This window comes from Acidiphilium sp. MT5, assembly GCF_054767495.1.
In genome coordinates this window covers 11,474-28,790 of sequence record NZ_BAABMR010000006.1, presented here as the reverse complement: position 1 = coordinate 28,790, position 17,317 = coordinate 11,474, and the positions used below count along the sequence as shown (strand labels likewise).

The 17,317-nt window shown below is 62.0% G+C and carries 21 protein-coding genes, 1 tRNA gene and 1 other RNA gene; 7 read left to right on the top strand and 16 right to left on the bottom strand.

Annotated elements, in window-relative coordinates; all coding sequences use genetic code 11:
- Positions 1 to 9 precede the first annotated feature (9 nt).
- A tRNA-Ile gene (locus ACYUCQ_RS08000) sits at positions 10 to 83 on the bottom strand.
- Positions 84 to 174: 91 nt separating this feature from the next.
- Between ACYUCQ_RS08000 and ppa the strand changes: the two genes are divergently transcribed.
- Positions 175 to 699 (top strand): inorganic diphosphatase, encoded by a 525-nt coding sequence (ppa, locus tag ACYUCQ_RS07995; RefSeq protein WP_460253997.1) that lies wholly within the window; start codon positions 175 to 177, stop codon positions 697 to 699.
- 31 nt (positions 700 to 730) lie between these two features.
- On the top strand, positions 731 to 1,684 hold the full coding sequence (locus tag ACYUCQ_RS07990) for an SMP-30/gluconolactonase/LRE family protein (protein WP_460253996.1): 954 nt from the start codon (positions 731 to 733) through the stop codon (positions 1,682 to 1,684).
- 3 nt (positions 1,685 to 1,687) lie between these two features.
- On the opposite strand, the gene ACYUCQ_RS07985 is transcribed toward ACYUCQ_RS07990, so the two are convergent.
- From ACYUCQ_RS07985 to ACYUCQ_RS07965, 5 genes are all read right to left on the bottom strand, one after another.
- Positions 1,688 to 2,230: a hypothetical protein gene (locus ACYUCQ_RS07985; protein ID WP_460253995.1), complete on the bottom strand. Its 543-nt coding sequence runs from the start codon at positions 2,228 to 2,230 to the stop codon at positions 1,688 to 1,690.
- A complete protein-coding gene (locus tag ACYUCQ_RS07980; RefSeq protein WP_460253994.1) occupies positions 2,227 to 2,796 on the bottom strand; it encodes a 5-formyltetrahydrofolate cyclo-ligase in 570 nt (189 codons plus the stop codon). Before ACYUCQ_RS07980 ends, ACYUCQ_RS07985 begins: the two co-directional genes overlap by 4 nt.
- 68 nt (positions 2,797 to 2,864) lie before the next feature.
- A non-coding RNA gene (gene ssrS, locus ACYUCQ_RS07975) (6S RNA) lies at positions 2,865 to 3,024 on the bottom strand.
- A gap of 9 nt (positions 3,025 to 3,033) precedes the next feature.
- Positions 3,034 to 3,366: a cell division protein ZapA gene (locus tag ACYUCQ_RS07970; RefSeq protein WP_460253993.1), complete on the bottom strand. Its 333-nt coding sequence runs from the start codon at positions 3,364 to 3,366 to the stop codon at positions 3,034 to 3,036.
- Between the two features lies 1 nt (position 3,367).
- Positions 3,368 to 3,595, bottom strand: coding sequence for a hypothetical protein (locus tag ACYUCQ_RS07965; RefSeq protein WP_460253992.1), 228 nt, complete (start codon positions 3,593 to 3,595; stop codon positions 3,368 to 3,370).
- A gap of 136 nt (positions 3,596 to 3,731) precedes the next feature.
- On the opposite strand from ACYUCQ_RS07965, the gene ACYUCQ_RS07960 reads away from it, so the two are divergent.
- Positions 3,732 to 4,400, top strand: a complete 669-nt coding sequence (locus ACYUCQ_RS07960) for a DedA family protein (protein ID WP_460253991.1) — start codon at positions 3,732 to 3,734, stop codon at positions 4,398 to 4,400.
- The gene (locus tag ACYUCQ_RS07955) at positions 4,397 to 5,302 is read left to right on the top strand and encodes an NAD-dependent epimerase/dehydratase family protein (RefSeq protein WP_460253990.1); all 906 of its coding nucleotides are present in this window, start codon (positions 4,397 to 4,399) and stop codon (positions 5,300 to 5,302) included. Before ACYUCQ_RS07960 ends, ACYUCQ_RS07955 begins: the two co-directional genes overlap by 4 nt.
- On the opposite strand, the gene ACYUCQ_RS07950 is transcribed toward ACYUCQ_RS07955, so the two are convergent.
- From ACYUCQ_RS07950 to nth, 7 genes are read right to left on the bottom strand one after another with little or no spacing between them, the layout of a single operon-like run.
- Positions 5,215 to 5,775, bottom strand: a complete 561-nt coding sequence (locus ACYUCQ_RS07950) for a methylated-DNA--[protein]-cysteine S-methyltransferase (RefSeq protein ID WP_460253989.1) — start codon at positions 5,773 to 5,775, stop codon at positions 5,215 to 5,217. The two genes, ACYUCQ_RS07955 and ACYUCQ_RS07950, sit on opposite strands and share 88 nt — an antisense overlap.
- Positions 5,772 to 6,713 carry a signal recognition particle-docking protein FtsY gene (gene ftsY / locus ACYUCQ_RS07945; RefSeq protein ID WP_460253988.1) on the bottom strand — a complete coding sequence of 314 codons (942 nt, stop codon included), beginning with the start codon at positions 6,711 to 6,713 and terminating at the stop codon, positions 5,772 to 5,774. Before ftsY ends, ACYUCQ_RS07950 begins: the two co-directional genes overlap by 4 nt.
- A gap of 2 nt (positions 6,714 to 6,715) precedes the next feature.
- Positions 6,716 to 7,951 (bottom strand): tRNA (N(6)-L-threonylcarbamoyladenosine(37)-C(2))-methylthiotransferase MtaB, encoded by a 1,236-nt coding sequence (gene mtaB / locus ACYUCQ_RS07940; protein WP_460254146.1) that lies wholly within the window; start codon positions 7,949 to 7,951, stop codon positions 6,716 to 6,718.
- 13 nt (positions 7,952 to 7,964) lie between these two features.
- A complete protein-coding gene (dapF, locus tag ACYUCQ_RS07935; RefSeq protein WP_460253987.1) occupies positions 7,965 to 8,798 on the bottom strand; it encodes a diaminopimelate epimerase in 834 nt (277 codons plus the stop codon).
- An 8-nt stretch (positions 8,799 to 8,806) separates the two neighbouring features.
- Positions 8,807 to 10,231, bottom strand: coding sequence for an ATP-binding cassette domain-containing protein (locus ACYUCQ_RS07930; protein WP_460253986.1), 1,425 nt, complete (start codon positions 10,229 to 10,231; stop codon positions 8,807 to 8,809).
- Positions 10,232 to 10,239: 8 nt separating this feature from the next.
- Positions 10,240 to 11,259 carry an ABC transporter permease subunit gene (locus ACYUCQ_RS07925; protein WP_460253985.1) on the bottom strand — a complete coding sequence of 340 codons (1,020 nt, stop codon included), beginning with the start codon at positions 11,257 to 11,259 and terminating at the stop codon, positions 10,240 to 10,242.
- Entirely contained in the window at positions 11,249 to 11,896 is a 648-nt protein-coding gene (nth, locus tag ACYUCQ_RS07920; protein ID WP_460253984.1) for an endonuclease III, read from the bottom strand. Before nth ends, ACYUCQ_RS07925 begins: the two co-directional genes overlap by 11 nt.
- A 149-nt stretch (positions 11,897 to 12,045) precedes the next feature.
- Between nth and ACYUCQ_RS07915 the strand changes: the two genes are divergently transcribed.
- On the top strand, positions 12,046 to 12,573 hold the full coding sequence (locus ACYUCQ_RS07915; protein WP_460253983.1) for a DUF2244 domain-containing protein: 528 nt from the start codon (positions 12,046 to 12,048) through the stop codon (positions 12,571 to 12,573).
- Positions 12,574 to 12,611: 38 nt separating this feature from the next.
- Here ACYUCQ_RS07915 and ACYUCQ_RS07910 read toward each other — a convergent pair whose 3' ends face one another.
- The 3 genes from ACYUCQ_RS07910 to groES all read right to left on the bottom strand — a co-directional run bounded on the left by ACYUCQ_RS07910 (position 12,612) and on the right by groES (position 15,308).
- Positions 12,612 to 13,187, bottom strand: a complete 576-nt coding sequence (locus tag ACYUCQ_RS07910) for a TMEM175 family protein (RefSeq protein WP_460253982.1) — start codon at positions 13,185 to 13,187, stop codon at positions 12,612 to 12,614.
- 93 nt (positions 13,188 to 13,280) lie between these two features.
- Positions 13,281 to 14,933 (bottom strand): chaperonin GroEL, encoded by a 1,653-nt coding sequence (gene groL / locus ACYUCQ_RS07905; RefSeq protein WP_460253981.1) that lies wholly within the window; start codon positions 14,931 to 14,933, stop codon positions 13,281 to 13,283.
- A gap of 57 nt (positions 14,934 to 14,990) precedes the next feature.
- Entirely contained in the window at positions 14,991 to 15,308 is a 318-nt protein-coding gene (gene groES, locus ACYUCQ_RS07900) for a co-chaperone GroES (protein WP_460253980.1), read from the bottom strand.
- A gap of 269 nt (positions 15,309 to 15,577) precedes the next feature.
- Between groES and ACYUCQ_RS07895 the strand changes: the two genes are divergently transcribed.
- A complete protein-coding gene (locus ACYUCQ_RS07895; protein WP_460253979.1) occupies positions 15,578 to 15,835 on the top strand; it encodes an usg protein in 258 nt (85 codons plus the stop codon).
- 123 nt (positions 15,836 to 15,958) lie between these two features.
- The gene (terL, locus tag ACYUCQ_RS07890) at positions 15,959 to 17,317 is read left to right on the top strand and encodes a phage terminase large subunit (protein WP_460253978.1); all 1,359 of its coding nucleotides are present in this window, start codon (positions 15,959 to 15,961) and stop codon (positions 17,315 to 17,317) included.

Sequence of the window (17,317 nt, the reverse complement as noted above, 5' to 3'; positions counted from 1 at the left end):
ACGAAAAAATGCGCCGGGCAGGACTTGAACCCGCAACCAAACCGTTATGAGCGGTCCGCTCTGACCAGTTGAGCTACCGGCGCATCGGGTTCTATTGGAACGGACCGGGGCCGATTGGCAATATCGGGCGTGCAGAGTAAAAGCCCGGCAGTGGTTTTTCAGGGAGTTTTTACGATGGATGTATCGAAACTTGCCGCCGGCAAGGCGCCGCCGTCTGATATTCTGGTGGTGATCGAAATTCCGCAGGGTTCTGCGGTCAAATATGAGGTGGACAAGGACAGCGGCGCGATCATGGTGGATCGGTTTTTGTTCACGCCGATGGCCTATCCCGCTGCGTACGGGTTTGTGCCGGGCACGCTGGCCGATGATGGTGATCCGGCGGATGCGCTGGTGTTGACGCCAACGGCGGTGGTGCCGGGTGCGGTGATCCGCGCACGTCCCATCGGGTTGCTGCGAATGGAGGATGAGGCTGGTCAGGATGAGAAGATTATTTGCGTGCCGCATGACAAAATTCATCCGCAATGGAGCGATGTGACCGAGGTGGCGCAACTGCCAGCGATTACGCGCGATGCTATTGAGCATTTTTTCACCCATTACAAAGACTTGGAAAAAGGCAAATGGGTGAAGGTGACGGGCTGGGAGTCGCGCGCGGCGGCGGAAGCGGCGATTACCGAGAGTATTGCGCGCGCCCATAAATAAGCGTCAAATTCGGCAATGATGGAGAAAAATTATGCCGTTACGCCGCATTGAGCTGTCAGAATTTCGCCCGATTGGCCGGGGCATTGCCCGGCCTGAAGATGTTGTCGCACTGCGTGATGGGCGGGTTTATGCCTCCCATCACACTGGCGGCGTGGCGGAGATTGCGCCTGATGGCAGTTTGCGGGTGATTGGCGGCAAGGCGGGAGCGCCCAACGGCATCAATATGGATGCCGAAGGCCGGATGATTATTGCGAATTTCGGCATTTATGATGGGGTTGCCGGGCCGCTGGAGCGGCTTGACCTGAATACCGGCGCGCGGGAGATTTTGGTCAGCGCTCTGGGTGGCCGGACGCTGACCTCGTGCAATTATCCGGTGATTGATCGGGCGGGGAATATTTGGTGTTCGCATTCCACCTTCGCCAAGACCTGGCCGGAGGCGCTTGATCGGCGGGCGGATGGGTTCATTTTCGTCTATCGGCCTGATGGGTCGAGCGAGATTGTTGCGGAAGGATTGCGGTTTGCCAATGGCATGGCGCTGTCGGCTGATGAGCAATTTCTCTATTGCACGCAAACCTCGAACGCCGATGTGCTGCGGTTTCCGATTTTGCCGGGCGGGACGCTGGGCAAGGCCGAACGCTATGGGCCGAAATTGGGCCTCGTGTTCGGGATGAAGGTGAATCCGAGGTTGAAATTACCGAACCTCATCACGCGTTATCTGGGCTATACCGATGGTCTTGGTTTTGATGCGGAGCAGAATTTATGGGTTACGCTGCCGGCGGCGCATAAAATTGTGGCGATCACGCCGGCGGGTAAAATTGTCACCATCGCGCATGATCCGAGCGGCACTTTGCTCGGCAGCCCGACCAATATCAGCTGGGGCGGGCCGGATTTGCGCACGCTTTATGTGGGGAATTTAGTGACGGATTATGTGCTCACCGCGCCGAGCCCGGTGGCGGGCCAAAAAATGCTGCATCACCAAAATTGAAGTCTAAAAGGTCCGGCGCCGTTGATAGCGGCGCTCGTGGCGATAGCGGCGGAGCGGCGCGTTGTTGGGGGTGGGGCCGAGGAAGCGGCGATAGGCGCTGATCCAGTCGCGAGCGATCATGGCGCGGGCTTGGTTGAGCCCTAATTCATGATCACAGACCATGCGGCCAAGACGGGCTTCCAGGCGGTCTTTGGCATAGGAGCCCCATTGGCCGGCGCGTAGATGCGGTTCGGGCCAGAGATTGCGCGGGTCGGTGGGCGAGCCGCCGAGATCCAGCGGGATGAGGTGATCTTCCTCATAATGCCAGATTTTCCGATCACGATAGCCATAGGCGCGGATTTGGGCGCGTTTCAGCCGCTCGGTGTAATGATAGGATGGTCGGACAGAGGCCGTCCAACCGCGTTGGCAGATGGTGCTATCGATATTGTGCGCGGTGACTGCAGGGTTGATGGCGCCGGGCGTGAGATTGCGGTCGGGCAGGGTGGATTGCGCGGCGGCAAGGCCCGGCCACAGCATGATGAGGGCGATGGCGCGCTGCCAGTTCATCGGGTGATCAGGCCTGATTCGGTGGCGATGGCGTGCAAAATTTGGTCGCGCGGGCCGGTGGGCACCACGGGCACTTCTTGGGCAGCGTAGGCGCAGCCGAGGCGATAGGCGGTTTGGTGGGCTGCGAGGGCGCGGTCGTAATAGCCCGCGCCGTAGCCGAGGCGGTTGCCGCGCCGGTCGAAGGCGAGGAGCGGGACGAGGAAGAAATCAGGGCTTACCGGTGGACCGTCCGGATGGGATGTGCCGAAGCGCCCGGCGATCATGGTGGCGTCCGGATGCCAGTGCCGGAAAATTAGCGCTTCGCCACGTTTGGGCGTTTCCGGCAAAGCGAGGCGGTGGCCGCGTGCGTGCAAGGCGTGGAGCAAGGGGCGTAGATCGATCTCATCGCCCATGGGCCAGAAGCCTGCGACGATTGCGCTTTCGGGTATTTGGACCTGTTCAAGCACGATGGCCGCGAGACGAGCACCTGCATCCGGATGGGCCATTGCTGCACGGCGGGCGAGGCAGGCGGTGCGGAAGGCGGATTTGACCGCGCGGAGTTCGGTTTCATCGATCGAAGAGGACATAAGCGAGCGCTATCACGGATCGCGGTTGGAGCGCCACGGGTGCTGTTGTGATCCGGCTTTGGCTAAAGTGCGAAGCCGCCCTGGCCGTTGGCGTTGTCATCCTCCCAAGGCCTGCTGGTGCAGGTGGGCGCCGGAAATACCGGAACCACGGTTCCGACAGAGCCAGCTCCCTGGGAGATGCTTAGTGGCCCCGGGGATGCGCTTGCCTGACGCACCGGGCAGCCTCGCACCCTATACTTAGGGCTCGATCAGGTCCGCTGCAATCTCCTCAGCGCGCGCGGCAGCACGGCGCAGGCGTGCGCGGCGTTCGGTGCCATCGGGCTCGGGCTTGGTGGCGGATGGTGTGGAATCTTTGGTGGCGAGCGCGGTTTTGGTATCGTGCAGCTCATCAGCCAGTAGCAGGGCGGCGAGCACCAACAGCCGGGATTCGCCGGTTTGGCTGCCGAGCGATTTGATGCTGGTGATCCGCCGATCGACCTCGGCGGCCATCTCGGTCAAATGCTGTTCTTGGCCGTCTTCGCAACTGACCGGGTAGGTGAAGCCGTTGATGCGGATGGTGACCTGGGCCATGCTAGGGCGCTCCTTCGTCAATGTCCGGTTCGTTCAGGGCGGCGCGCAGCGTGGCGATAACCTGATCGAGCGTCGCGATAAAATGCGGGTTCGCCGCAGCCGCGCCGGGTTGCGCGGGACCGTGCTGGGTTTGGCCTTGATGCGCGAAGGCCGGAAGTGCCGCGCCGATGCGCGCGAGGGCTGTTTCCAGCCGGTTGAGCGTTTCCAATTCGGTTTCAGTATCCGACATTCGCACACTATCGGGTATTTTCGTGCCTGTGGGAAGGTGGGGGTGGGACGGTGGAGAATGATTTGACAGGACAAGATTGTAAGGCGACGGTGCGCGCGACTGAACAGAAATGGGATAGGGCGGAGGATGCCAGCGGATGATGCATGAGATTTACGCGCGGTTAGGGCCGTATATTGCGGCTTACGGCAGTGCGTTCGTGTTTGTTTTGGTGATGCTCGAAACGTTGGGTTTGCCGTTGCCGGGTGAAACGGCGCTGATTTCAGCGGCGATTTATGCGGGGACGACGCATCGGATCGATATTTTTGTGTTGTTATTCAGCGCGGCCGCGGGCGCTGTGGTGGGCGGCGTGATCGGCTATTGGATTGGCCGGAGTGCGGGGCATCGGCTGTTGCTGCGCTACGGCGCGCGGGTGGGGCTCACCGAGCGGCGGCTGCGGGCGGGCGAGTATTTATTCGCGCATCACGGGGGCAAAATCATTTTTTTTGGCCGGTTTTTTGCGGTGCTGCGGGCGTTTGCGGCGTTGCTGGCTGGGGCGAATGTGATGCCGTGGCGGCGGTTTTTGGTGGTGCAAATTGCGGCCTGCGCCATGTGGTCGGTCATTTATGGCGGGACGGCTTATGTGTTTGGCAAGGAGATCGAGCATCTGGCCGGCCCGGTGACGGCGGTGGTGGTGGTGGTTGCGGTGCTGATTGGCGTTGCGGCGATGCTGCTGGTGCATCGCCATAGCCATCGCTTAGAGGCGCTGGCTGCCGAGCGCGGCGCATCGGAGCGGGGTTCGGCGCGGGCGGATCAGTCGAAACCATGAGCGATTTAGCGCTGTTGGGGTTGGGCTATTCAGGACGGGCAATTGCGGCGGCGGCGCATGAAGCGGGGCTGACAATACTGGCGACGGCGCGGGATGCGCGGCCAGGGATGGCACCCGCTTATGTCGATCTCCGTGATTTTCAGGCCGTGGAGGCACCATTGACGCAGGTTTCGGCGCTGGTGGTCACGGCGGCGCCGGGTGAGGTGGGTGATCCGGTGCTCGAACGGTATCGGCCGGTGATCGCGGCGGCGGTGCAAGCGGGACGTTTGCGTTGGATTGGCTATTGTTCGACCACCGGGGTTTATGGTGATCGCGGCGGGGCTGCGGTCGATGAGGCGAGCGATGTTGCGCCGGGGTCAGCGCGGACGCTCCGGCGGGTGGCGGCGGAGCGGGATTGGGCGGCGTTTGGCGCGCATTGCGCGGTGGATATTGTGCGGTTGGCCGGGATTTACGGGCCGGGACGCTCGGTTTTCGATGATTTGCGGGCGGGTCTGGCGCGCAGGGTCGATAAGCCAGGCCATGTGTTCAGCCGAATTCATGTGGATGATATTGCGGCAGGGATGATGGCGGCACGGCGCACGGCGGGGCGCACCGGGGTGCGCGTGTTGAATTTTGCCGATGATGAGCCGGCGCCGAGTGCCGATGTGGTGGCGTATGCGGCGGCATTGCTGGGGATCAGCCCGCCGCCTTTAGTGCCGTTTGCGCAAGCGGCGGAGATGATGTCGCCCATGGCTTTGTCGTTTTGGCAGGAAAATCGGCGTGTGTTGAATGCGCGGACCAAGGCGGCGCTGGGGATCGCCTGGCGTTATCCGACCTATCGCGACGGGTTGGTGGCGATTTTGGCGGCAGAAGCGGCTTCATGCGCGAGGAGCCAGGATTTGCGCGGCAAGCCGCCATTATAGCCGGTGAGGCTGCCATTGGCGCCGATGATGCGATGGCAGGGGATGACCAGGGCGACCGGGTTTGCGCCGATTGCGAGGCCAACGGCGCGGTTGGCATTCGGTGCGCCGATGGCGCAGGCGATGGCGCCGTAGCTGGTGGTGGTGCCGGGTTTTATCGCGCTGAGGGCTGACCAGACCCGGCGTTGAAAATCCGTCCCGGCAGGTGCGGCGCGGATCGAGTCCAAGGCCGTGAGATCGCCGGCGAAATAGGCGGCGAGAAATTTTTCTGACGGATTTTCAGCGTTTATTAATGAATAGGGCCGATAAGATTTGAGCAGGCGCGCCAGCGGATTGGCGGGGTGATCGAGCGGTGGGCTGGCAGGGGATAAATACTGGTCTTCGAAATCGAGCAAATGAAGGCTGTTGCCGTGATGGATCAGGAGCAATGTGCCGAGGGGTGAGGCCATGCGGCTGATTTGGAGGGCGAGGGTCATGGTTTGTGATCGCTCGCATCCTCCTCACCCACCAGGGCGCGGGCGAAATCGGTTGGGTTGAAGGGCCGCAAATCGGCGGCTTGTTCGCCGACGCCGATGGCGTGGACGGGGAGAGACGTGGCTTGGGCGAGGGCGACCACGATGCCGGCGCGTGCCGAGCCATCCAGCTTGGTGACGATCAGGCCGGTGAGATCGACCATGTCTTTGAAGGTTTGCACCTGGGTGAGCGCGTTTTGGCCGGTGGTGGCGTCCAGCGTGAGGAGGATGGCGTGGGGGGCTGTGGGATCGCGCTTTTTGATCACCCGGATGATTTTGCGTAATTCTTCCATCAGCGCGGCCTTGTTATGCAGGCGGCCGGCGGTATCGATCAATAAAATATCTGATTTTTCGGCCTGGGCGCGGGCGAGAGCGTCAAAAGCGAGGCCGGCGGGGTCAGAATCGGGTGCGCCGATGATAACCGGGCTTTGGGTACGCTCTCCCCAGATTTGCAGTTGCTCGACCGCAGCGGCGCGGAATGTGTCACCGGCGACGAGCATCGGGTTCAGCCCGGATTCGCGGTAAAATTGGGCCAGTTTGCCAATCGTGGTAGTTTTGCCGGTGCCATTGACGCCGACCATTAGGATCACGAAGGGTTTTATGCTCGGATCGATGATGAGCGGCTGGGCGACGGGTGTCAGAATTTCGGCGATTTCGCCGGCAAGGCTGGCGCGGATTTCGCTGGGGGCGACATCTTGACCGAAGCGAGTGCGGCGGAAGGATTTGATGATCCGGGCAGCCACGGCGGGGCCGAGATCAGCGCCGATCAGCAGCTCTTCCAGCTCTTCGAGGGCAGCATCGTCGAGTTTTCGTTTGGTGAAGCTATCGGTGATGCCGGTTGCGAGTTTTTGTGTGCTGCGCGCGAGGCCGGATTTCAGCCGGGCGAGAAATCCAAGTGCCATGGTTAGGGCCGTTCAGCGATCAGATGCGTCGCGGTGGCGGCGGTGATGGTAGCGCGGATGATTTGGCCGGGTGGCACCGGTGCGGCGAAGCGGACGGGCGCAAAATCATCGCTGTGACCTTCGCTGCTCGATTCCGCGAGGATGGTAATGGTTTGGCCGATTTGGCTGTGCAGGCGCTGCGCCAACCGACGGGAACCGGCTTCACGCAGTTGGGCGGCGCGGGCGCGGCGCTCGGCCATCGGCAGTGCGGGGATGCGGGCGGCAGGTGTGCCGGTGCGCGCGCTGTAGGGGAAGACGTGAAGGTAATCGAGCCCGGCTTCATCGATCAGGCGGAGGCTGTCTTGGAACATGGCGTCGTCTTCGGTGGGAAAGCCGGCGATCAGGTCAGCACCGAAGGCGATGCCGGGACGCAGCGTGCGGGCGCGGTGGGTGGCGTCGATGACGTGCTGGCGCAAATGGCGGCGCTTCATGCGCTTGAGGATTATGTCAGAGCCAGTCTGCACGGAGAGGTGCAAATGCGGCATCAGGCGGGGTTCGTGCTCAAGGGCGTGCCAAAGATCGGCGTCGATCTCGGCGGGGTCGATTGAGGAGAGGCGCAGGCGCGGCAGATCGGGCAGGGTTGCCAATAGGCGGCGCACGAGCTGGCCGAGTTTTGGTTGGCCGGGGAGATCGGCGCCATACGAGGTAAGATCGACGCCGGTTAGCACGATTTCCTGGTAGCCATGATCGAGCAGGGTGCGGATTTGCGCGGCGATGGCGCCCATCGGGATCGAGCGGGATGGGCCGCGCCCATAGGGGATGATGCAGAAGGTGCAGCGATGATCGCAGCCTTGCTGGATTTCGATGAAGGCACGTGCGCGGGTGCCGAAACCATCGATCAGATGGGCGGCGGTTTGGCGCACCTGCATGATGTCCGCAACCAGCATCGGCTCATTCGAGGTCCAGGCCTCTGGGGTGAGTTTTTCGACATTGCCGAGGACGCGGCCGACGCCGGGCAGGGCGCTCCAGGCCTGCGGGTTGATTTGGGCGGCGCAGCCGGTGACGATGATGGTGGCGTCTGGATTGGCGCGGTGTGCGCGGCGGACTTCCTGGCGAGCTTGGCGCTCGGCTTCGCCGGTGACGGCGCAGGTATTGATAATGATGGTGTTGCTGAGGTTGGCCGCCTCAGCGTGGCCGCGCATGACTTCGCTCTCGAAACTATTCAGGCGGCAGCCGAAGGTGCGAATATCGAGCGTCATGGAAGGTGAGCGATCATAACGGGCAAAAATCATCGGCGAGATGGCCGGCGAACACGGTTGCGACCGGGCCTTCCATCAGGACGTGATTATCGGCGCGCCAGGTGATGGTGAGGCTGCCGCCATCCATGGCCACCACGGCGCGGCGGTGGGTGAGTCCACGGCGATGGGCGTTGACCAGGGCAGCGCAGGCACCGGAGCCGCAGGCCAAGGTGAGGCCCGCCCCGCGCTCCCAGACGCGCAGGCGGATTTGGTCGGGTGCGTCGATCCGGGCGAAGCCGATATTGGCCCGTTCCGGGAAAATTCGCGCTCGCTCCAATGCCGGGCCAATGGATTCAACGGGCAAATGCTGCAAATCATCGACGAAGAACGTGGCATGGGGATTGCCCATGGAGCAGGCGGCAGGTTTCTCCACCGGGCCCATCGCGAGGCGAAGCGAAAGCGTGTCCATCGGTTCGAGGAGCGGAATCGCGCTCCAGTCGAAACTAGGTTCGCCCATATCGACTTCGACGAGGTTGGGGCCTTTGATTTCTGCGCTGAGCAGGCCTGCGATGGTGCGGATACGCAGATGGCGCGCACCAGTTTCGGCAGCGAGTAAAGCGGCAACGCAGCGCGTTGCGTTGCCGCAGGCGCCCGATTCCGATCCGTCCGCGTTCAGAATGCGCATGGCGGCATCGGCATCGGTTGCGGGTTCGATCAGGATGATTTGATCGCAGCCAATGCCGCGACGGCGATCGGCGAGCAGGGCGGCTTGGTTCGGCGTCAGAGACACGGGCTCCGCGCGCGCGTCCATCACGACAAAATCATTGCCGACGCCATGCATTTTCACAAAGGCCAAGCCGTCGAACATGCTGCTCCTCAAGGGGGATTTGTTGCTCCGGTATATGGGGTTGTGATGGTTGCGGGAAGAGGGGTGAGGCTGCGGTGGGCGAGGCGCTGGGCGGTGGCATGGTCATGGGTGGCAATGAGGCAGGCGAAGTTGTGCGCCCGTTGCAGCGCCAGCAAGAGCGTGATCAGCGCATCGCGATTGGGGGGATCGAGGGCGGTGGTTGGTTCGTCGAGCAGGAGGATTTTCGGGCGTAGGATCAGAGCGCGGGCCAGGGCGACACGCTGGCGCTCGCCGCCGGAGAGGCGATGCGGGTAGGTTGTCGCAAGGTCGGGTGCCAGATTGAGGTCGGTCAGCATGGCGGCGACGCGCGTGGCGAGGGTTGCACGGCTGAGGTCCGGGTGATGGAGCGACAGTCCCTCAGCGATGATCGCGCCGATGGTCATGCGCGGCGACAGGCTGGAGCCGGGGTCTTGGAACAGGATTTGTAAGTCAGCGCGGCGGCGGCGCAGGGTGGTATGACCGATTTGGTTGAGATTTTCGCCATCAAGCACGATATCACCGTGCGCAGGGATTAGCCGGGCGATGGCGAGCAACAGCGTTGATTTGCCGGTGCCGGAGGGGGCGGTGAGGGCGATGGTTTCGCCGGGTTGGAGCGTGAGATTGAGGGGGGCAAGGTTGAGATGCGCGACGGTGAGATTTTGCACCGTGAGGATCGGCGGCGCAGGGTTTGGCGAGGTGGGTTTGGCGGTGTTGACGAGCGGGACCGATGCCGGGCGGATGGGAGGGGTGGTTTTGAGGCAGCCTGCTTCGAGATGCAGATGGTTGGCGTGCGCGGTGATCGGTGCGAGATCATGCGAGATCAGCAAGGTGGTCAGGTTGCGCGATTGGCGGGTGCGTTCGAGCAGTGCAAAGATCGCGCGGGCGCTGGCGGGGTCGAGTGCGGTGGTTGGCTCATCAGCGATCAGCAAGAGTGGATTGTTCGCGAGCGCGATGGCCAGAGCGGCGCGTTGGCGCTCGCCGCCGGAGAGTTGGTGCGGATAATCATCGCGGGTGAGGCCGACTTCGGCGAGCAAAGCGCGGATGCGCGCAGTGCGCAATGCGCGGGGCCATGGTTGCTGGAGCGTGATGGCATCCTCAATTTGGGCGGAGATGCGTCGTAGCGGGTCCAGCGCGTCGAGCGGTTCTTGGAACACCAAGCCGACCAGGCCCCCACGGAGGTGGCGAAGCTGCTCTGTTGGGGCGGTGAGCAGATTTACGCCGGCGACGGTGAGTTCGCGTGCCGAGCGGCTGAGCGTGGGTGGCGTGAGGCCGAGCAAGGTGGTGGCGAGCAGAGATTTGCCCGCGCCGGACGGACCGCTGAGAATTGTTGCGCTGCCGCGTTCGATGGTGAGGTGCGATATATCGAGCAGGGTTTTGGCGCGATCATGCAGTGTCAGGGCACGGATTGAGATCATCGGGACGGTCATGAACGATGCCGGGGATCGAGCGCTTGGCGGAGCGAAATGCCGAGCAGGACGCTGGGGATCAGGATGAGGCCAAGGCCGAGGATGGCGGTGGCGGCCAGCCAGGGGGCGTTGAGGTGATTGCGGGCTTCGGCGGCGAGCGCACCGAGGGCGGCAGCGCCTTGGCTGGGGCCAAGATGCAGGAAGGACAGGCTGGCGAGGAGCGAAATCGCGCCGGCAAAGCTGAAGGGCAGGTTGGCGAGCAAAGCGGCACTCGCATTGGGCAGGATGTGGCGCAGGATAATTTGATGATCGGGCAGGCCGAGCGCAGTGGCGGCGCGCACATAATCGAGCCGCCGGGCGCGCAGGGTTTCGGCACGGATGGCCGGGATCAGGGTGGTCCAACTCAGGGCGAGCATGGCGATCAGCAGGGTCATCAGGCTATGGCCGAGCAGGCTGGCGAGGGCGATGAGCAGGAACAAGACCGGCAGGGCGTTCCAGATTTCGACCAGACGCTGGCCGATTAAATCGGGCAGGCCGCCATAATAGCCTTGCAAGGCACCGACACTGGTGCCGATGGCGGCCGCGCTGAGTGTGAGGCCAAGCCCGGCGAGAAAGAGGAAGCGCAGGCTATAGAGCAGGCCGGCTAAAACATCGTGATCGGCAGCGTCGGTGCCGAGGGGGCTGGTCCAGCTTGGGGGTGCGGGTGCTTGGCTTGCGTGCCAGACGAGGCTGTTGGGGCCGTGCGGGTCTGGCGCCCAGAGGATGAGGGCGTGCTGGGTTTGCAGGGCGTGGCGCAAGGCTGGGTCGTGAAAATCAGCACGGATCGCTGGCATTGTGGGGTCAAAGCGCGAGGCGGGGGCGAAATTCAGGGCGGGCAGCGTGATTTCGCCATGATCGAGCACCAGGAGTGGTTGCGTGTTGGCGAGCAAAGGGGCGAGAAGGCCGAGGAGTGCCAATAAGGCCAACAGCGAGAGTGAAAACCGGCCGGAGCGATCAAGCCGAGACCAGAGGGATTGTGGCGCGTCGTCAGAGCGCATCCGGAGCCGGGGTTTTCGGGGTGAAGGTGCAAAAGCGAGCACCGGGGCAGCGCCAGCATTCGGGTTTGCGCGCTTTGCACAGATAGCGACCGTGCAAGATGAGCCAATGATGGGCGGGGCGGAGCATGGATTTGGGGATGCGGGTGACTAGGCCATCTTCGACCGCGCGAACGGTGGCACCGGGGGCGAGGCCGGTGCGGTTGCCGAGGCGGAAAATGTGGGTATCGACCGCCATGGTGGCTTGGCCGAAAATTTCGTTCAGCACGACGTTGGCGGTTTTCCGGCCAACGCCCGGCAGGGCTTCGAGGGCTTCGCGGTCGGCGGGGACCGTGCCGTTATGGCGTTCCACCAGGAGTTGGGCGAGGGCGGCGACGTTTTTGGCTTTGGTTTGCCACAGGCCAATGGTGCGGATGTGGTGGCCGATCCGCTCGGCGCCGAGGGAGGCCATGGCTTGCGGGGTTGGGGCTTCGGCGAACAGAGCGGGCGTGACTTTGTTCACGGCGGCATCGGTGGTTTGGGCCGAGAGCACGACGGAGACCAGGAGTGAAAATGGGGTGTCGTAGAGAAGCTCGGTTTGCGGGGTAGGATTGTTGGCGCTGATGGCGGTGAGGAATGGTGCGATGTCGGCGCGCTTCATCAAGCGTCGGCGAGGGGGGCGTGGTTGCGTGGAACCTGGGGAGTTGGAGCGTGGGGAGGTGGAGCGTGGGGGCATGGATTGTTTGTGCGGAGGCGGCGTTAATCTGGCAAGGGGCTTGTGGGGACGAAAATATATACGACAATAGGGAGATGATGGAGCACATTGCGGAGCCTGGCTTGGTCGGGCCGGATATCAAGCTGTTTCAGGCGGTATTGCGACCCTATCGCAGCATGGGGTGGCGCGGCATGGGGATCTTATGTGGCGTGCTGGTGGCAGCATCGGTGCTGGTTAATAGTTTGATGTTCATATTGGGCGCGTTTCCGGTGATTGGTTTTAACGGCGGCGAGCTTATTCTGGCGCTGACAATGTTTTGGCTGAATATGCGTGCGGCCCGGGCGTCCGAGGTGATTGTGCTCACCCAGGACCATTTGACGGTGACGTGGACGGACCCGCGCGGTCGGCGCAATCGGGTGGAGATGGGCACGGCTTGGTTGACCGCGATGTTGGAGGAGCGGCGGGGGAGTGTGCCGGTATTGACGGTGGGCGGCCGCCAGCAGCGCGTGACGGTGGGGGCGCATTTGGGCGATTTTGAGAAGCGCGAATTGGCGCAGGCGTTGCAGGCGGCGCTGGCGCGACTTCGGTCGCCGCGATTTGACAATGTGCAGACGCGCGATTGAGCTCTTTGGGCCGGCTCATGAGGGCCGGACCGGGATGATCAGGATTTGAGGGCGGCTTCGATCCGGCGATCAGGGACCAGCCAGAGCACGGCGACCAGCGCGTAGAGCGCATCGGCCAAGAGTGGGCTGACGAAGGCGAGAAAAATGCCCAGCGCATAGAGCAGGGGTGATAATTTACCTTTGAGGTCGCGCCCGATGGCTTGCGACAGGGCGGATTTTGCTCCTTGGGCCCGAACGATAACGGTTTGCAGCAGATACCAGGCCACTGCGGCCATCAGGAGAGAAACGCCGTACAAGGCGGTGGGGATGGCGGCGGTGTGATTGGTGCCGAGCCAGGCTGTGGCGAAGGGGATCAGCGAGAGCCAGAATAATAGATGCAGATTGGCCCAGAGCATGCCGCCGGTGACGTGGGGGACGAGCTGGAAAAAATGGTGGTGATTGTTCCAATAGATCGCGACGTAGATAAAGCTGAGGATATAGCTGACGAAGGTTGGCGCGGAGGTTTGGAGGGCGGCGAGTGTGGTGCCGTGCGGAACTTTCAGATCTAGCACCATGATGGTGATGATGACGGCAATGACGCCATCACTGAAGGCGGCCAGACGATCTCGTTCCATGATGGTGATTTATCTGCGGTGCGGGCTGATGGCAAACGAAAAGGCCGCGGCTTGCGCCACGGCCTCTCGTTTGGCTTGAAGTGGAGCGACGGATTAGAAATCCATATCGCCCATGCCACCCATGCCGCCCATCCCGCCAGCGCCGCCACCGGCGGGCGCTTTTTTCTCGGGGCGCTCGGCAACCATGGCTTCGGTGGTGACCAGGAGGCCAGCAACCGAGGCCGCATCTTGCAGAGCGGTACGGACGACTTTGGTCGGGTCGATAATGCCGGCCTTGACCAGATCCTTGAACTCGCCGGTCTGGGCGTCATAGCCCCAGCCATACTCGTCACGATCCAGCACTTTGCCAGCGATCACCGCACCGTCTTCACCCGCGTTTTCCGAGATTTGACGCAACGGCACTTGGATCGCCTTGCGGACGATTTCGATACCAAAACGCTGATCGTCATTGTCGGCCTTCAGCTTGCTGAGGATCAGCGAAGCGCGAGCGAGAGCGACGCCGCCACCGGGAACGATGCCCTCTTCAACGGCTGCGCGGGTTGCGTGCAGCGCGTCATCGACGCGGTCCTTGCGCTCTTTGACTTCGACTTCCGAACCGCCGCCGACGCGGATGACCGCGACGCCGCCGGCCAGCTTAGCCAGACGCTCTTGCAGCTTTTCGCGATCATAGTCCGAGGTGGTTTCCTCGATCTGCGCGCGAATTTGGTTGCAACGGCCAGTAATGTCGGCCTTCTTGCCAGCGCCTTCGACGATGGTGGTGTTTTCTTTCTCGATCAGCACTTTCTTGGCGCGGCCCAGCATATTCAGGGTCACGGTTTCGAGCTTGATGCCGAGATCTTCGCTGATGACCTGGCCGCCGGTGAGGATGGCGAGATCTTCCAGCATGGCCTTACGACGATCGCCAAAGCCCGGGGCTTTGACGGCTGCGATTTTCAGGCCGCCGCGTAGCTTGTTGACCACCAAGGTCGCCAGGGCCTCGCCCTCGACGTCTTCGGCGATGATCAGCAGTGGCTTGCCGGACTGCACGATCGATTCGAGCAGCGGCAGCATCGGCTGCAGGCCGGACAGCTTCTTTTCGTGGATCAGGATGTAGGGGTTATCCAGGTCCGCGACCATCTTTTCCGGGTTGGTGATGAAGTAGGGCGAGACATAGCCACGATCGAACTGCATGCCCTCGACCACGTCGAGCTCGGTTTGGATGCCCTTAGCTTCTTCGACGGTGATGACACCCTCGTTGCCGACCTTCTGCATCGCCTCGGAAATCATCTTGCCGATTTCGGCCTCGCCATTGGCGGAGATGGTGCCAACTTGCGCGGTTTCGGTCGGGTTGTTGATTTTCTTGGTGCGCTTTTTCAGCTCTTCAACGACGGCGACGACGGCCTTGTCGATGCCGCGCTTCAGATCCATCGGGTTCATGCCGGCGGCGACGGCTTTGACGCCTTCGCGGACGATGGCTTGCGCCAACACAGTCGCCGTGGTGGTGCCGTCACCGGCGAGATCGTTGGTTTTCGAGGCAACTTCGCGCACCATTTGGGCGCCCATATTCTCGAAGCGATCGGCCAATTCGATTTCTTTAGCGACCGTCACACCGTCTTTGGTGATACGCGGGGCGCCGAAGCTTTTTTCGATGACAACGTTGCGGCCTTTCGGGCCGAGGGTGACTTTTACGGCGTTAGCGAGCAGGTCAACGCCGCGGAGCATACGCTCGCGGGCATCGGGACCAAAACGAACGTCTTTGACTGCCATGTGGTTATTCCTTCAAAATTATAGAATGAGCACGATACAAACGGCCGATGATCAGGCTTAGGCGGCCTTCTTCTTGCCGGTCGCGGTTGCTTCGATGATGCCCATGATGTCAGACTCTTTCATGATCAGCAGCTCTTCGCCGTCGATCTTGACTTCGGTGCCGGACCATTTGCCAAACAGCACGTGATCGCCTGCTTTCACGTCGAGGGCGACGAGCTGGCCCTGTTCGTTACGCGCGCCGGGACCAGCGGCGATGATCTCACCTTCCATCGGCTTCTCTTTGGCGGTGTCGGGGATGATGATGCCGCCGGCAGTCTTTTCTTCGGCATTGAGCCGACGAACGACCACGCGGTCGTGCAGGGGACGGAACTTCATGGTTCGCTCCTGGATATGTTCAGGTTGAGATGAGGCCCGGCAACCACGACCCTGAAGCGGCATCGGGCTGCTAGCACTCTCATCGGGAGAGTGCCAGACATTTAGGATGCTGTTCGGACGATGTCAAGCGGAGCAGCATTCGCGGGTATTGAGTGCTAAAGTATTGAATCGAAGATATTTTTCTTGATTTTAGGGTGGGGTGTCATGGCAATGTCATGATCCGGCCACGTGATGCCGGAACCAGGCCTTTCAAGCGAAGAGGTGTTGCGATGGAATTGACACGCCAAATGAATGACTATCGGTTGACCACTGCGGAGATACTCTACCATCTGCCGGATCATCCGGCGGTGTTGCAGACTTATATATGGCAGGAGCTTGATTTGGCTCCCCGATTTCCGGCGTTGCAGCGGTTTTTGGCGTTCTGGAGCCTCAACCTGGATGGGCGGTTGCATTCGGTTCGCGTCGGTGTTGCCAAGCTGATCACGCCGGGGTGCTGGGGGCATGGGGAAATTTTGACGCTTCAGTGAATTCACGCGCGTGAGTTCATCGCCGCGGAAAAAATAATTCTAACTTTCCGTTTTTTACGCTTTCGCACCTGCCCCAGTTTGGTGTAGAGATTTCCTCATGCTGGAGTTATGTGCGCCGTTGTGATGGAGCCGCGCACCGACTTCCTCACCTTTGCCTGCGCTGTGCTTGGCGCGCGGGCTGAGGTTCCGGCTCGCCATCATCGGCTGCTGATTGATCATTTGCAGAAAGTTGCCGATGGGACGACCGATCGGCTGATGGTGTTGATGCCACCGGGGGCGGCGAAGTCAACCTATGGATCGGTGTTGTTTCCGGCCTACTGGTTTACCGCGCATCCGGCGAGCGATGTGATTATGGCGTGTCACACGGCTTCCCTTGCGGAGCATTTTGGCCGTGCGACGCGCAAGGTGATTAATGAGCACGGCCCGTCATTCGGCCTGACGTTGAGTGGTGATGGCCGGGCGGCTGGGCGGCTCGCGCTGCAAGGTGGGGGCGCTTATTTCGCCGCTGGCGTGCGTGGGCCGATTACCGGGCGGCGCGCGGATTTGGTGGTTATTGACGACCCGATTAAATCATGGGCCGAGGCCGATAGCCGGGCGGCGCGTGATGCGCTGGATCAGTGGTATCGCGCTGAGTTGATGTCCCGATTGAAGCCGCATGGGCGGATCGTGCTGATCCTGACCCGTTGGCATGCTGATGATTTAGCGGGCCGGTTAATGGTCGGCTCTGAGCCGTGGACCGTGTTGCGCTTGCCGGCTTTGGCTGAAGCTGGAGACGTGTTGGGGCGCGCGGAAGGCGAGGCCCTGTGGCCGGAATGGGAAGATCGCGATGCGCTGACCCGGCGCCGCGCTGCGGTGGGCGAGCGTGCTTTTGCGGCATTGTATCAGCAGGCTCCGCAACGGTCGTCGCAAAAGCTGTTTTCGGTTGATCATGCCGTCATGATCGATGTTGCGCCCCCTATTGTGGCCCAGATTCGCGGGTGGGACCTTGCGGCCACGGCGGCCAATGGGCGGAGCGATCCGGATTGGACGGCGGGCGTTAAACTGGGGCTGACTGCAACTGGCGAATTTGTGGTTCTGGACGTGGTGCGGGTGCGGGCGGGGCCGGCTGATGTGGAGCAGGTCTTGCTACGCACTGCACGGCAGGATGGTGTCGCCACGCAGATATCGTTGCCGCAGGACCCTGGCCAGGCGGGTGTTTGGCAAGCGCAATCGCTGACCCGCGCTTTGGCCGGCTATAACGTGATTACGAGCCCCGAAACCGGCGCTAAATTTACCCGGGCCCAACCCGCTGCGGCGGCGATGCAGTCTGGGCGCATCAGGATTATGCGCGCGGCTTGGACAGATCAATTCCTGGCCGAGCTGCGCGAGTTTCCCGACAGCGAAAAGGATGATCAAGTTGATGCGCTTGCCAGGGCCTTGGCGGGTGTGAGTGCAGTTCCGACCCCGACGCGGCGGGTTAATTTGCAGATGATGGGGAGATAA